Source organism: Microbacterium sp. PAMC21962 (assembly GCF_019443465.1).
GTDB classification, from domain to species: domain Bacteria; phylum Actinomycetota; class Actinomycetes; order Actinomycetales; family Microbacteriaceae; genus Microbacterium; species Microbacterium hominis.
The window spans coordinates 2,040,254-2,054,307 of record NZ_CP080381.1 but is presented as its reverse complement, the minus strand read 5'-3'; the positions used below and the strand labels follow the sequence as shown (position 1 = coordinate 2,054,307).

At 71.8% G+C, this 14,054-nt stretch carries 11 protein-coding genes; 3 read left to right on the top strand and 8 right to left on the bottom strand.

The features are described from left to right. The first annotated feature begins 113 nt into the window (after nt 1-113). Nucleotides 114-1,187 (top strand): alanine dehydrogenase, encoded by a 1,074-nt coding sequence (ald, locus tag KY498_RS09865; RefSeq protein WP_191009480.1) that lies wholly within the window; start codon nt 114-116, stop codon nt 1,185-1,187. 33 nt (nt 1,188-1,220) lie between these two features. Here the strand turns inward: ald and KY498_RS09860 are convergent, their stop codons facing one another. From KY498_RS09860 to KY498_RS09840, 5 genes are read right to left on the bottom strand one after another with little or no spacing between them, the layout of a single operon-like run. Further along, nucleotides 1,221-2,603, bottom strand: coding sequence for an aspartate aminotransferase family protein (locus KY498_RS09860; protein WP_219879368.1), 1,383 nt, complete (start codon nt 2,601-2,603; stop codon nt 1,221-1,223). Beyond that, nucleotides 2,600-3,082, bottom strand: a complete 483-nt coding sequence (locus tag KY498_RS09855; protein WP_101305449.1) for an Lrp/AsnC family transcriptional regulator — start codon at nt 3,080-3,082, stop codon at nt 2,600-2,602. Before KY498_RS09855 ends, KY498_RS09860 begins: the two co-directional genes overlap by 4 nt. A 45-nt stretch (nt 3,083-3,127) precedes the next feature. Continuing rightward, on the bottom strand, nt 3,128-4,519 hold the full coding sequence (locus KY498_RS09850) for an aminotransferase class V-fold PLP-dependent enzyme (RefSeq protein ID WP_191009482.1): 1,392 nt from the start codon (nt 4,517-4,519) through the stop codon (nt 3,128-3,130). Further along, nucleotides 4,516-6,228 carry an amidase gene (locus KY498_RS09845; protein ID WP_191009483.1) on the bottom strand — a complete coding sequence of 571 codons (1,713 nt, stop codon included), beginning with the start codon at nt 6,226-6,228 and terminating at the stop codon, nt 4,516-4,518. Before KY498_RS09845 ends, KY498_RS09850 begins: the two co-directional genes overlap by 4 nt. Then, nucleotides 6,225-7,286, bottom strand: coding sequence for an agmatine/peptidylarginine deiminase (locus tag KY498_RS09840; RefSeq protein ID WP_191009484.1), 1,062 nt, complete (start codon nt 7,284-7,286; stop codon nt 6,225-6,227). Before KY498_RS09840 ends, KY498_RS09845 begins: the two co-directional genes overlap by 4 nt. Nucleotides 7,287-7,362: 76 nt before the next feature. Here KY498_RS09840 and KY498_RS09835 point away from each other — a divergent pair, with 76 nt between their 5' ends. After that, nucleotides 7,363-7,986: a TetR/AcrR family transcriptional regulator gene (locus KY498_RS09835; protein ID WP_191009485.1), complete on the top strand. Its 624-nt coding sequence runs from the start codon at nt 7,363-7,365 to the stop codon at nt 7,984-7,986. Between the two features lie 143 nt (nt 7,987-8,129). Beyond that, nucleotides 8,130-9,566: an HNH endonuclease signature motif containing protein gene (locus KY498_RS09830; protein ID WP_191009486.1), complete on the top strand. Its 1,437-nt coding sequence runs from the start codon at nt 8,130-8,132 to the stop codon at nt 9,564-9,566. 32 nt (nt 9,567-9,598) lie between these two features. Here the strand turns inward: KY498_RS09830 and KY498_RS09825 are convergent, their stop codons facing one another. Genes KY498_RS09825 through KY498_RS09815 form a run of 3 tightly spaced genes read right to left on the bottom strand, consistent with a single transcriptional unit; the run spans nt 9,599 to nt 13,912 of the window. Further along, nucleotides 9,599-11,035 carry a gamma-aminobutyraldehyde dehydrogenase gene (locus KY498_RS09825; protein ID WP_191009487.1) on the bottom strand — a complete coding sequence of 479 codons (1,437 nt, stop codon included), beginning with the start codon at nt 11,033-11,035 and terminating at the stop codon, nt 9,599-9,601. Further along, a complete protein-coding gene (locus KY498_RS09820) occupies nt 11,032-12,399 on the bottom strand; it encodes an aspartate aminotransferase family protein (protein ID WP_191009488.1) in 1,368 nt (455 codons plus the stop codon). The genes KY498_RS09825 and KY498_RS09820 overlap by 4 nt, the downstream gene beginning before the upstream one ends. 25 nt (nt 12,400-12,424) lie before the next feature. After that, on the bottom strand, nt 12,425-13,912 hold the full coding sequence (locus KY498_RS09815) for a CoA-acylating methylmalonate-semialdehyde dehydrogenase (protein WP_191009489.1): 1,488 nt from the start codon (nt 13,910-13,912) through the stop codon (nt 12,425-12,427). Between the last annotated feature and the right edge of the window lie 142 nt (nt 13,913-14,054).

Here is a 14,054-nt window from a genome sequence, read left to right as displayed (position 1 = left end):
CGATGTCAACGAATCTTCGGTGGATCTTGTCGAGGTTCCGCGGGACTGACATCGTGATCGCGCTGCACCGCTCCACCTCACCCGCCCGTGGACCAGCATGAAGGAGTCCCGCCATGATCATCGGTGTTCCCGCAGAGATCAAAGACAGCGAGCGCCGCGTCGGCATGACGCCCACCGGCGTCGACGAGCTGGCCGCGCACGGCCACCGCGTGCTCATCCAGAGCGGCGCCGGCGTCGGGTCGGGCTTCGGCGATGAGGCGTACCGCGCCGCCGGCGCCGAGATCGTCGCCGACGCCGCCGAAGTGTGGGGCGCGGCCGACCTGCTCGTCAAGGTCAAGGAGCCCATCGCCCCCGAGTACGGCTTCCTCCGCGAGGACCTGACGCTCTTCACCTACCTGCACCTGGCGGCCGCCCCGGCGTTGACGCAGGCCCTCCTGGATGCCGGGACCACCGCGATCGCCTACGAGACCGTGCAGCTGCCCGACCGCTCGCTGCCCCTGCTCGCGCCCATGAGCGAGATCGCCGGGCGCCTGTCGGTGCAGGTGGGCGCGCAGCAGCTGCTCGGTCCGGCGGGGGGCCGCGGCATCCTGCTGGGAGGAGTGCCGGGCACGCCGCGCGGCCGTGTCGTCGTGATCGGCGGCGGTGTCGCCGGAACCCACGCCGCCCAGATGGCGGTGGGCCTCGGCGCGCACGTGACGATCGTCGACCTGTCGATCCCGCAGCTGCGGCGCCTGGACGAGCGTTTCGACGGTCGGGTCGACACGCGCGTGTCCACCCGTTCGACGATCGCCGACCTCGTCGCCGACGCCGATCTGGTCATCGGGTCCGTGCTCGTCCCGGGCGCCGCGGCGCCCAAGCTCGTCACCCTCGACATGGTCGAGCGGATGCGGCCGGGCTCGGTGCTGGTGGACATCGCGGTCGACCAGGGCGGCTGCTTCGAGGGCACCCACGCCACGACCCACACCGACCCGACCTACCGCGTGCACGACGCGATCTACTACGCCGTCGCGAACATGCCCGGCGCGGTGCCGCTCACCTCGACCCTCGCCCTGACCAACGCGACGCTGCGCTACACGCTCGCGCTCGCCGACCTGGGCACCGGCGCCGCCCTCGAGGCCGACGCGTCGCTGCGCGCCGGCCTGTCGATCCGCGGCGGCGAGGTGGTGGACACCCGCATCCTGGGGTGACACCACTCCCGCCCGGCGGGGGCGGGATGCCCGTCAGAGGCGGGTCCCGGCCTCCGTCAGCACGCTGCGCAGGATCTGCTCGATCTCGTCGAACTCGGCGGGTCCGATCGTCAGCGGCGGGGCGAGCTGGATGACGGGGTCGCCCCGGTCGTCGGCGCGGCAGTACAGGCCCGCGTCGAACAGGGCCTTGGAGAGGAAGCCGCGCAGCAGGCGCTCGGACTCGGCGTCGTCGAAGGTCTCCTTGGTGGCTTTGTCCTTGACCAGCTCGATGCCGAAGAAGTAGCCGTAGCCGCGCACGTCGCCGACGATCGGCAGGTCCAGGAGCTTCTCCAGCGTGGCGCGGAAGACCGGCGAGTTCTCGCGGACGTTCTCCAGCAGCTTCTCCTCCTCGAACACGTCGAGGTTCTCCAGCGCCACCGCGGCCGACACGGGGTGTCCGCCGAAGGTGTAGCCGTGGGGGAACGACAGGTCGCCGTGCGCGAACGGCTCGTAGACGCGGTCGTTCACGATCGTGCCGCCGAGCGGCGCGTACCCGCTCGTGACGGCCTTCGCGAACGTGATCATGTCGGGCTGGTAGTCGTAGGCCTGCGCGCCGAAGTAGTGGCCCAGGCGGCCGAAGGCGCAGATGACCTCGTCGGAGACGAGCAGCACGTCGTAGCGGTCGCAGATCTCGCGCACCCGCTGGAAGTAGCCGGCGGGAGCGGGGAAGCAGCCGCCCGCGTTCTGCACGGGCTCGAGGAAGACGGCGGCGACCGTCTCGGGGCCCTCGAACTGGATCATCTGCTCGATGCGGTCGGCCGCCCACACGCCGAACTCCTCGGGGGTTCCGCCGCCGAACCCCGACTCCGCCGCGCGGTAGTAGTTCGTGTTGGGCACCCGGAAGCCGCCGGGGGTGACGGGCTCGAACATGTGCTTCATGACCGGCAGGCCCGTGATCGCGAGGGCGCCCTGCGTCGTGCCGTGGTAGGCGATGGCGCGGGAGATGACCTTGTGCTTGGTGGGCTTGCCCTGCAGCTTCCAGTAGTGCTTGGCGAGCTTGAACGCGGTCTCGACCGCTTCGCCGCCGCCCGTGGAGAAGAAGACGTGGTTGAGGTCGCCGGGCGCGAGGTGCGCGATGCGGTCGGCGGCCTCGATGCCGGACGGGTGCGCGTAGGACCACAGCGGGAAGAAGGCGAGCTCCTCCGCCTGCTTCGCGGCCGCCTGGGCGATGCGGCGACGGCCGTGGCCGGCGTTCACGACGAACAGGCCGGCGAGCCCGTCGATGTAGCGCTTGCCGCGGGAGTCCCAGATGTGGTGGCCCTCGCCCTTGACGATGATGGGGACCCCGGGGCCCTCCGTCATCACCGACTGGCGTGCGAAGTGCATCCAGAGGTGGTCGCGGGCCTTGGCCTGCAGGTCGGCGTCGTCGATGGTCATCGTGTCCCCCAGTTGTAGAGCTGACGGTGGAGTTTGAGGTAGACGAAGGTCTCGGTCGAGACCACCTCGGGAAGGGCGCGGATCTGCTCGTTGAGCAGGTCCATGAGGTCGTCGTCGTTCTCGCAGACGACCTCCACGAGCAGATCGAACGAACCCGCCGTCGACACGACGTAGCTGACCCCCGGCAGGGTCGACAGCTGTGCGGCGATGCCGCGCGTGTCTCCGGCGACGCGGATGCCGATCATCGCCTGGCGGGCGAAGCCGAGCTGCAGCGGGTCGGTGACGGCGACGATCTGCATCACGCCCTGGTCGACGAGCTTCTGCACGCGTTGGCGCGTGGCGGCCTCGCTGAGGCCGACGGCCTTGGCGATCTCCGCGTAGGGACGTCGTCCGTCCTCCTGCAGCTGCTCGATGATCAGCTTGGATGCGGCATCCAGGGTCTGTCGACGCGAAGCTGCGATTTCCGTCGTCTGAGGCATGATCCGCGACGATATCAATCGAGGCAGTGAATAATCAAGACTGATTCAGAAGCTCTCGGGGGTCTCCATGGTGTCCAGGATGCCGATGAGGTCCTCGAACGTGGTGCGCGGGTTGAGGATCGCGAACCGCGCGTTCGCCCGGCCTTCGTGGCTCGACGGCGTGACGAAGGCGTGCTGCACGTCGAGCAGGCGCTGCGACCAGGCCTCGTATTCGGTCCGGGTCCAGCCGTCGCGCTCGAAGACGACGACGCCGAGCTGAGGCTGGCGCACGAGCGAGAAGCCGGGGCGCGCCGCGATCTCGTCGGCGATGCGGCGCGCCAGCACGATCGACGCGCTCACCGCCTCGCGGTAGGCGGCGGCGCCGTGCGTGGCGAGCGAGAACCACAGGGGGAGCCCCCGCGCGCGGCGCGTGAGGTGGGCGGCGTAGTCGGACGGGCTGTAGTCGGAGCGGTCGGTCAGCGTGTCGAGGTACTCGGCGTGCTGCGTGTGCGCGCGCCGGCCCTGCTCGGGGTCGCGGTAGATGAGGGCGCACGCGTCGAAGGGGGCGAACAGCCACTTGTGCGGGTCGACGATGACCGAGTCGGCCTGCTCGACCCCCGCGTACAGGTGCCGGGCCAGCGGCGAGAGCATTCCGGCCAGGCCGTAGGCGCCGTCGACGTGCAGCCAGACGTCGTGCGCGTGGGCCGCGGCGGCGACCCCGGCGATGTCGTCGACGATGCCGAAGTTGGTCGAGCCCGCCGTGGCGACGACGGCGAACACCCGCTCGTGTACGTCGGCCAGCGTCGCGGCCACCGCCTCGCCGCGCAGCACGCCGTCGGCATCCGTCGGCACGGTGATCACGTCGACGTCCATGACGCGGGCGGCCGAGGCGATCGAGGAGTGCGCCTGCGAGCTGCAGACCACGGCCCAGCGCGCGGGGGCGGGCGCTGCCGCCTCGGCGTGCCGTGCGCGCGCGGCTTCCCGCGCCGCGACGAGGGCGGAGAGGTTTCCGAGCGTGCCGCCCTGCACGAAGACGCCGCCCGCGGATGCCGGCAGGCCGAACTCGTCGGCCAGCCAGCGCAGCACCTCGTTCTCGGCGTGCACCGCGCCCGCGCCCTCCAGCCACGAGCCGCCGTAGAGCGCGCTCGCCGACACGACGAGGTCGAACGCCGCCGCGGCCTTCGTGGGGGCCGTGGGGATGAAGGAGAGGTAGCGGGGGTCGTCGGTGGTGATGCAGGCCGGGGCGAGCACGTGTGTGAACACACCGAGCGCGCGCTCCGCGCCGACGCCGTCCTCGGAGATCGTCCGACCGGCGAGCCGGCTCAGCTCCGCCGCGGAGAGCGGCTTGTCGAGCGGGGTGTCCTGGGCGAGCAGGCGTTCGCGGGAGTAGTCGAGCACGAGATCGACGATGCGGCGGGTCTCGGCGGTGACGTCGTGCATGCGGGCGGCATCGGTCATGTGCGGTCCTTCAGGGCGGGGGTGCGCGGCGGCACCGGTCGTTCGGGGGTGAGTGTCTCGATCGCGCAGCCGAGGCGCAGGAGTGCGACGTCGTCGCCGGATCGTCCCGCGATCGTCAGCCCGACCGGCATCCCGATGTCGGACAGGAGTCCCATCGGCACCGTCACCGTCGGGATGCCGAGATGGCGGATGGCGAGATTGCCGTTCGCGACCCACACGCCGTTTCGCCAGCCGAGGTCGGCGGAGGCGGGGTTCACGTCCATGTCGGCGGGGCCGACGTCGGCGACGGCGGGGAAGACGACGGCGTCGAGGCCGCGATCGTCCATCCAAGCCTCCAGGTCGAGCCGACGGGTGTGCTCGAGGCCGCGGAGGCCCTCCTCCAGCTCGGGCATGTCGCGCCAGGAGGTGCCGGGGTGGGCGCGCACCCAGCCGGGGTAGGTCGCGATGTCATCGTCGAAGCCGGTGTAGCGGTCGGGAAGGGCGCCGGCCGGGTGCGGGAAGATGCGGGCGCCGTCGACGGCGGCGAGCGAGGACAGGGCGGGGTCGCCGTTCGCGGTGAGGAAGTCCTCCCACGCCCACGCCGAGAGGTCGACGATCTCGCGGCGCAGGTAGGCGGGCGAGACGAGCCCGCGGGTCGCGATGGTGGGCGCGCCCGGGCGGTCGCCCTCGTAGTTGCTGACCACGGGGAAGTCGACCTCCACGACCTCGGCGCCCGCGGCCTCCAGAGCGGCGCGCGTCTGCTCCCACAGCGAGATCACGGAGGCACGCGTCCGGATCCGCTGCCCCGTCGGGCCGCCGATGCCGGGTGCGGCGGAGGTCCCGGCATCCGGATCGGCGTTGACGTACATCCGGGGGATGCCGAGGCGCAGTCCGGCCACCGCGGCGCCGGAGGCGAGCGTCCGGTAGTCCTCCGGTCGCAGTGCCGAGGGGGCCGGGAGGGGGATCCACGGCTGTGTGCGCCAGAAGTCGCCGCGGGTGTCGGGGTCGTCGGCGACGACCACGTCGAGCACCTCCAGGAGGTCGGCCATCGTGCGGGTGTGAGGCACTACGACGTCCATCGTGGGCACCAACGGCCAGTTGCCGCGCGTCGAGATGACGCCGCGCGAGGGCGTGTAGGCGCACAGCGCGTTGTTGCTGGCGGGCCCGCGGCCGCTCGACCACGTCTCCTCGCCCAGGCCGAAGGCCGCGAAAGACGCCGCGGTCGCCGTGCCCGAGCCGTTGGACGAGCCCGATCCGAACGGCGCCGTCAGCCAGTCGCGGGAGTAGGGGCTCTCGGCGCGCCCGTAGACGCCGCGCTGCATGCCGCCGTTGGCCATCGGCGGCATGTTCGTCAGTCCCAGGCAGATCGCGCCGGCGGCGCGCAGGCGCTCGATCGTGAACGCGTCGCGCTGGGCGACCAGCTCGGCGAAGGCGGGGGAGCCCGCGGCTGCCGTCAGGCCGCGCACGAGGTAGCTGTCCTTCGCGGTGTACGGGATGCCGTCCAGCGGCGAGAGCGCCGCGCCGCGGGCGCGGCGCGCGTCGGAGGCCGCGGCCTCCGCGAGCGCGTCGGGGTTGCGGACGACGACGGCGTTGAGGGCGGTCGTCGTGTCGGGGCCGTCGTAGGCGTCGATGCGCGCGAGGGAGGCCTCGACGAGTTCGACGGCCGTCGTGCGCCCGTCCTCGAGCGCGGCGCGGAGGTCGGCGATGGTGGCCTCGACGACGTCGATCATCGCGGCGTCTCCTGCCCGCCGAGTGCGGGCTGCTGCTGCGTGATGCAGTGGATGCCGCCGCCGCGGGCGAAGATCGGGCGGGCGTCGACCGTGACCACCTCGCGTCCCGGGTAGGCGTCGGCGAGGATCGCGCGAGCCTCGGCATCCGCCTTCTCCTCGCCGAAGCCGCAGGCGATGACGCCGCCGTCCACGACGAGGTGGTTGACGTAGCTCCAGTCGACGAAGCCCTCGTCGTCGCCGTGGCCGTCGCGCAGCGTCGCCGGCGCGGGAAGCTCGATGACCTCGAGGCGGCGCCCGGCCGCGTCGGTCTGCGCGGCGAGCAGCTCGTGCAGGGCCTCGCTGACGGCGTGGTCGGGGTGTGAGGGGTCGCGCTGGGTGTGCAGCAGCACGCGGCCGGGGGAGGGGAAGGTCGCGACGATGTCGACGTGGCCGTTGGTGCCGAAGTCGTCGTAGTCGCGCGTGAGCCCCCGCGGCAGCCAGATGGCCTTCGTCGTGCCGAGCGTGCGGGCGAACTCCGCTTCGACGCGGGCCCGGTCGGCGTAGGGGTTGCGGCGCGGGTCGAGCTGCACCGTCTCGGTCAGCAGCACCGTGCCTTCGCCGTCGACGTGGAAGCCGCCGCCCTCGGTGACCAGCGTGGAGGACACGAGCTCGGCGCCGACCTCGGCCGCGATGAGGCGGGCGTGCTCCGCCGAGCGCTCCCACCGCGCCCAGTCGTGGGCTCCCCACCCGTTGAAGATCCAGTCGACGGCCCCCAGGACGCCGGGACGTTCGTCGTCGACGACGAACGTCGGGCCGTGGTCGCGCATCCAGAACTCGTCGACGGGCGCCTCCAGGATCGTGACGTCGCCGGGCAGCATCCGCCGGGCGCGCGCGAGCTCGGAGGGGTCGACGACCATCGTCACCGGCTCGAAGCGGGCGATCGCCGCGGCGACCTCCGTCCAGGCGGCGTAGCCCTCGTCGCGGTCGGCATCGCGCTCGCCGAGGGTCGGCCCCTCGACGGGGAAGGCCATCCACGTGCGCGCGTGCGGCGCGGTCTCACTCGGCATCCGCCAGCTCATCGGCATCCTCGACTCTCGTCCGGTCCTGGAGTAGCTTATTGATCACATGATCAACTCATCGGAGGGTAGCGAGCGGATGCCGCAGACGTCAACCACTGGGCGCGCGCGATTGAGCGCCGAGCAGCGGCGTGAGCAGATCGCCGGCGCCGCGCACGACCTGGCGCTCGCCGACGGTCTGGACGCGGTGACGCTGCGCGCCGTCGCCACGCGCGTGGGGGTGGCGTCGGGACTCGTCGCCCACTACATCCCGAGCATGGACGTCCTCGTCGCCGACACCTTCTTCGACATCGTGGCCGGCGAGCTCGACGAAGTGCGCGCGCTCCTCCCCGCTGCGCCCGCGCCGGTGCGGATCGGCGCGCTGCTGCGGACCACGCTGGATCCCGCCCGGCGCGACGTCACCCTCGTCTGGGTGCAGGCGTGGGCGCTGGGGACGCGCAACGCGCCGCTCGCCGAGAGGGTGCGGGCGGCGATGGACGCCTGGCGCGGCGCGCTCGCCGACGAGATCGTGCGGGGGATGGATGCCGGGGTGATCCCTGCGGCCGATCCGGAGCCCCTCGCCTGGCACCTGCTGGCGATGATCGACGGTCTCAGTGCCCACGCGCTGGTCGGCTGGGGGCCGGGGATCGAGCCGGTCGCGCCCGTGCTGCGCGCGGCCGCGGGTCTGCTCGGGGTGGAGGCGGAGGCGCTCGACGGGGCCTGACGGTGGCCTCGGGCGGTGGCGGGATTCCGCGATCTCGCTCTTGCGTGTTTCGAATGTTTGTTCTATAGTGGGATGAAGAAACCCCGCGCGTGCCCACCTTCTGTTGCGGGTCCTGTCCTCCGGTTGTGGCCGGGTCAGGGGTGATGATGCACGCGCTGACGAGGACCCGTGAGGGTGATGCGATCTGGTCCGGGTTGGATGCCGTGGTGGCCGGTGTGGTGGATGCGCGGCGGCGTGCGGCTCAGGCGCAGGCCGCGGAGGCGAGGTTCCTGGCCGATGCGGTGGGACTGGTCGCGGAGCGGACGGCGTTGCTGCGTCAGGAGGCGCAGCACCGGGGTGGGTCGGTGCGGTCGTCGGATGCGGATCTGCCGTTGCGGGAGGTCGCGTTGGAGCTGGCGATGGCGTTGCGGGTGTCGGATCGGGGTGTGCAACGGCGGATGTCGGAGGCGTACCTGCTGACGACCCTGTTCCCGCGGACGCTTGAGGTGTGGGCGGGCGGGGAGATCGATGCCGCTCATGCGTGGGCGATCAGCCGCACCGGCACGCTTCTCACCTCTGAAGCAGACCGGTCACGGTACGAGACCCTCGCGTTGGAGGCGGCCCGGTCGGAGTCGCCTGCGCGGATGAGTGCGGCGGCGAAGGCGATCGCGGCGACTATCGACCCTGCCGCGTTCACCGAGGCCGCGCAGCGCGCGTATGACGAACGCTCCGTCCGGTTGTTCCCCTTGGAGGATGGGATGGCCCGGCTGATCGCGGATCTTCCCGCGCCGCTCGCCCACGCCATTCACGACACGCTGACGGCCCAGGGTCGGGCGATCCTCGACCAGCCCGACGAGGGCATCGACGGTGAGGCGGATGCCACCGAGGCGGCTACCCTCACCGGCGCCGACACGCTCATCACCGGCCCCGCTCGCGCCACCGACGTGACCTGCACGACCACGCCCACGGCCACGACCGCCGTGAAGGACTCCCGCACGCTCGCGCAGGTGCGTGCGGACATCCTCACCGACCTGCTCCTGACCGCTACTCCCTCCACCCGCGCCACTGGCGCCGGAGTGGAAGCGGTGACGGCGCAGATCCAGGTGACGATCCCTGCCCTCACCCTCGCCGGCGACCCCGACGGAGGCCCGGCGATCTTGACCGGGTACGGGCCCATCGACCCGGGACTTGCCCGCCGGTTGGCGGCGCTCGCGCCCGGGTGGGATCGGGTGTTCACCGACCCGACCACCGGCATCCCCGTCGCCGTGGACCGCTACCGACCCTCCGCGGAGTTGCGCCGTTACCTGGCTGCACGGGATGAGCGCTGCCGCACCCCCGGCTGCACCCGCCCCGCGCACCGGTGCGACCGCGACCACACGACCGCAGCCGCAGAAGGCGGCCCCACCGCCCCCGACAACCTCGCCCACCTGTGCCGCCGCCACCACACCGTCAAGCACCACACCGCCTGGCGGGTCCGACACCTCGGCCACGGCACCCTCCAGTGGACCTCACCCACCGGACGCCACTACGAGGACCACCCACCCAGCCTGGTGAGATTCGTCCCCGAACCCGCCACGCCGGCCGACCCGCCACCCTTCTGACGCCGAGCGGGGTCCGGCCGTGTGCGTGTGCGTCAGTCCAGGCTCGCCATGACGTGCTTGATGCGGGTGTAGTCCTCGAAGCCGTAGACGGAGAGGTCCTTGCCGTACCCGGAGTGCTTGAAGCCGCCGTGCGGCATGTCGGAGACGAAGGGGATGTGCGCGTTGATCCACACGCAGCCGAAGTCGAGGTCGCGCGAGAACCGCAGCGCTCGGGCGTGCTCGCGGGTCCAGACCGACGCCGCGAGGGCGTACGGCACCCCGTTCGCCAGCGCGAGCGCGTCCTCCTCCGACGTGAACGGCTGCACCGTGAGCACCGGGCCGAAGATCTCCTGCTGCACCACCTCGTCGTCCTGGCGCACACCCGTGACGATCGTCGCCTCGAAGAAGCAGCCCGTCTCGCCCTGTCGGCGTCCGCCGATCGCGATCGACGCGTGCGACGGCAGCCGGTCGACGAACCCCTGCACGCGCGCGAGCTGGTCGGGGTTGTTCACCGGGCCGAAGAACGCGTCGGGGTCGTCCGGCGCGCCGGCTCTCGCGTGGTCGCGCGTGTGGGCCACGAGCCTCTCGACCAGGTCGTCGTGCACCGCGGCATCCACGAGCACGCGGGTCGCGGCGGTGCAGTCCTGTCCCGCATTGAAGAACGCGGCCTCCACGATGCCGCGCGCCGCGCGATCCAGGTCGGCGTCGGCGAACACCAGCGCCGGCGCCTTGCCGCCGAGCTCGAGGTGCACGCGCTTGAGGTCCTGCGCGGCCGACGCGGCCACCTGCATCCCGGCGCGCACCGAGCCGGTGATCGCGACGAGCTGCGGCGTCGGATGCTCGACCAGCATCCGGCCGGTCTCCCGGTCGCCGAGCACGACGTTGAAGACACCCGCGGGAAGGATCCCGGCGGCGAGCTCCGCGAGGCGCACCGTCGTCTGCGGCGTCGTCTCGCTCGGCTTCAGCACGACGGTGTTGCCCGCCGCGAGGGCCGGACCGATCTTCCACACCGCCATGTTCAGGGGATAGTTCCACGGCGTCACCTGCGCGACCACGCCGATCGGCTCGCGGCGCACATAGGAGGTGAACCCCTCCGCGTACTCGGCCGCCGCCCGCCCATCGAGGTCACGGGCGGCGCCCGCGAAGAAGCGCAACTGGTCGATCGACTGGACGATCTCGTCGGCCACGAGGCTCGCCCGCGGCTTGCCGGTGTCCTGCGACTCCAGATCGGCGAACTCCTCCGCGTGCGCCTCGAGCGCATCCGCGAGACGGAACAGCAGCAGCTGGCGCTGGGCGGGCGTCGTCCGCTTCCACGTGTCGAAGGCGCGGGATGCCGCCGCGAACGCGGCATCCACCTCGTCCGCCGTCGAGATCGGCGCGTGCGCGTACACCTCGCCGGTCACCGGGCTCACGAGCGGCAGAGCCGCGCCGACCGAGGCGACCGGCACGCCGTCGACGACGTTGCGGAGCACGGTCGTCGACGTCGTCACGATGCCGCCTCGGCATCGGTGACCTCAAGGGCGCGGTCGATGATGTCGAGGCCCCGCACGAGGTCGTCCTCCGACACGATCAAGGGCGGCGCCACGTGCACGCGGTTGAAGTGCGTGAACGGCCAGAGCCCCGCCTTCTTGCACGCCGCGGCGAACGCGGCCATCGGGGCGGCATCCGCTCCCGCCGCGTTGAACGGAACCAGCGGCGTGCGCGTCTGCCGGTCGCGCACCAGCTCGATCGCCCAGAACAGGCCGAGTCCGCGCACCTCGCCGACCGACGGATGCCGCGCGGCCATCTGCTCCAGTCGCGGACGCACGACACGCTCGCCGAGGTCGCGGACGCGCTCCAGGATGCCGTCGCGACGGAACACCTCGAAGGTCGCGATGCCCGGGGCGCACGCCAGCGGGTGGCCCGAGTAGGTGAGCCCGCCGGGGAACGACACGGTATCGAAGTGCGCCGCGATGCGGTCGGAGACGACGACGCCGCCCAGCGGTACGTAGCCCGAGTTGACGCCCTTCGCGAAGGTGATGAGGTCGGGCACGACGTCGAAGTTCTCGAAGCCCCACCAGGTGCCCAGCCGTCCGAAGCCGACCATGACCTCGTCGGCGATGTACACGATGCCGTAGCGGTCGCACAGCTCGCGGACGCCCGGCAGATACCCGGGCGGCGGGATGAGCACGCCGTTGGTGCCGACGACGGACTCGATGATGATCGCGCCGATCGTCGAGGCGCCCTCCAGGATGATCGTCTGTTCGAGATGCGCGAGCGCCCGCTCGGCCTCCTGCTCCGGGGAGTCCGCGTGGAACGGCGACCGGTAGGCGTACGGACCGAAGAAGTGCACGACGGACGCGTCGGCCGGCTCGTTCGCCCACCGGCGCGGGTCGCCCGTCAGCGTGATGGCCGTCGACGTGTTGCCGTGGTAGCTGCGGTACATCGCGAGCACCTTGCGCTTGCCGGTGACCAGGCGCGCCATCCGGACCGCGTTCTCATTGGCATCCGCCCCGCCGTTGGTGAAGAACACCTTCGAGAAGCCGTCGGGGGAGATCTCGCTGATCCGCCGCGCCAGCTCGCCGCGCGTGTCGTTCGCCATCGACGGTTGGATCGTCGCCAGGCGCCCGGCCTGCTCCTGGATGGCCGCGACGAGGTCGGGGTGCTGGTGGCCGAGGTTGAGGTTCACCAGCTGCGAGGAGAAGTCGAGGTAGTTGTGTCCGGCGTAGTCCCAGAACGTCGCACCCGCGCCGCCCGCGACCGGCAGCGGGTCGATCAGGGCCTGCGCGCTCCAGGAGTGGAAGACGTGGCGGCGGTCGTCGCCGCGGACGGCCGCGTCGGCGGCGGGGTCGGCGGCGGGGGCGATGGTGCTCATGGTGTCTCCTTCGGATGCCGCGGGGTCAGTGGTTGCTGGGGAAGCCGAGGCTGATCTGGCTCTCGCTGGGGTCGGGCCAGCGGGTCGTCACGACCTTGCTCCGCGTGTAGAAGTGGATCGACTCGGGGCCGTAGATGTGCGAGTCGCCGAACAGCGAGTTGCGCCACCCGCCGAAGGAGAACGCGCCCACCGGCACGGGGATCGGCACGTTGACGCCGATCATCCCCACCTCGATGTCGAACTCGAACTGGCGGGCGGTGCCGCCGTCGCGCGTGAACACCGCGGTGCCGTTCGCGAAGGGGCTCGCGTTGATGAGGGCGACCGCCTCGTCGTAGGTCGCGACGCGTGCGACGGAGAGCACCGGGCCGAAGATCTCCTCGTCGTAGACCTTCATGCCGGGAGCGACCCGGTCGACGAGCGAGACGCCGATGAAGAAGCCGTCGCCCTCGAACTGCTGCGTCGTGCCGTCGACGACCACCGTCGCGCCTTCGGCGGCGGCGCCGGAGACGTACGCGGCGACCTTGTCGCGGTGCTCGCGCGTGATGAGCGGGCCCATCTCGCTCGCCGGGTCGGTGCCCGCGCCGATGGTCAGCCCGGCGATGCGCTCCGCGACCTTCTCGACCAGCGCGTCCGCCACGTCGTCGCCGACGGCGACGAGCACGGAGACGGCCATGCAGCGCTCGCCGGCCGAACCGTAGGCGGCCGACACGGCGGCGTCGGCCGCGGCATCCAGGTCGGCGTCGGGCATGACGACCATGTGGTTCTTGGCGCCGCCGAGGGCCTGCACGCGCTTGCCGTTCGCGGCGGCGCGCTCGTAGATCGAGCGTGCGATCGGCGTCGAGCCGACGAAGCTCACGGCGCGGACGGTGGGGGAGTCGAGGATCGCGTCGACGGCGACCTTGTCGCCGTGCACGACGTTGAGGACACCCGCCGGCAGGCCCGCCTCCTCGTAGAGCCGCGCGAGGAAGAGCGCGGCCGAGGGGTCCTTCTCGCTCGGCTTCAGCACCACGGTGTTGCCGCACGCGATGGCGGATGCCGTCATCCACAGCGGAACCATCACGGGGAAGTTGAACGGGGTGATCGCGCCCACGACGCCCACCGGCTGCTTCACCGAGTGCACGTCCACGCCGCGGGACACCTGCTCGGCGTGCTCGCCCTTCAGCAGATGGACGAGTCCGGCCGCGAACTCGACGTTCTCGATGCCGCGGCTGATCTCGCCCTTCGCGTCGGAGAGCACCTTGCCGTGCTCGGCGGTGATGATGGCGGCGAGCTCGTCCGCCCGCTCGACGAGGAGGTGGCGCAGGCGGAAGAACACGTCGGCGCGCTTGATGAGGCTCGTCGCCCGCCAGGCCGGCAGCGCGGCGGCGGCCGCCGCGATCGCGGCCTCCGTCTCGGTGGTCGAGGCGAACGCGACCTCCGCCTGCACGACGCCGGTCGCCGGGTCGTAGACGGGGCCGGTGCGCTCGGCCGATCCGGTCGATCGGCCGGCGACGTGGTGACGGATGAGATCCATGCGGGGCTCCTGACGGGAGGGGAGACGACGGGCGGGTACGCGGGTCGGACAGATCGACCGGCACGTGCCATGCTTATGCTGACTCAGCGATGGGGGAGGCGCAGGTGTCTGTTCGTCACGATGTAGACGTTTCCCGGACAGA

What these genes read in the sequence shown, in the direction of transcription:
- KY498_RS09830 (WP_191009486.1), top strand. Translation starts at nt 8,130, where the DNA reads ATGATGCACGCGCTGACGAGGACCCGTGAGGGTGATGCGATCTGGTCC.
- KY498_RS09860 (WP_219879368.1), bottom strand. Translation starts at nt 2,603, where the DNA reads ATGACCATCGACGACGCCGACCTGCAGGCCAAGGCCCGCGACCACCTC.
- KY498_RS09850 (WP_191009482.1), bottom strand. Translation starts at nt 4,519, where the DNA reads ATGACCGATGCCGCCCGCATGCACGACGTCACCGCCGAGACCCGCCGC.
- KY498_RS09815 (WP_191009489.1), bottom strand. Translation starts at nt 13,912, where the DNA reads ATGGATCTCATCCGTCACCACGTCGCCGGCCGATCGACCGGATCGGCC.
- KY498_RS09840 (WP_191009484.1), bottom strand. Translation starts at nt 7,286, where the DNA reads ATGAGCTGGCGGATGCCGAGTGAGACCGCGCCGCACGCGCGCACGTGG.
- ald (WP_191009480.1), top strand. Translation starts at nt 114, where the DNA reads ATGATCATCGGTGTTCCCGCAGAGATCAAAGACAGCGAGCGCCGCGTC.
- KY498_RS09820 (WP_191009488.1), bottom strand. Translation starts at nt 12,399, where the DNA reads ATGAGCACCATCGCCCCCGCCGCCGACCCCGCCGCCGACGCGGCCGTC.
- KY498_RS09855 (WP_101305449.1), bottom strand. Translation starts at nt 3,082, where the DNA reads ATGCCTCAGACGACGGAAATCGCAGCTTCGCGTCGACAGACCCTGGAT.
- KY498_RS09835 (WP_191009485.1), top strand. Translation starts at nt 7,363, where the DNA reads ATGCCGCAGACGTCAACCACTGGGCGCGCGCGATTGAGCGCCGAGCAG.
- KY498_RS09845 (WP_191009483.1), bottom strand. Translation starts at nt 6,228, where the DNA reads ATGATCGACGTCGTCGAGGCCACCATCGCCGACCTCCGCGCCGCGCTC.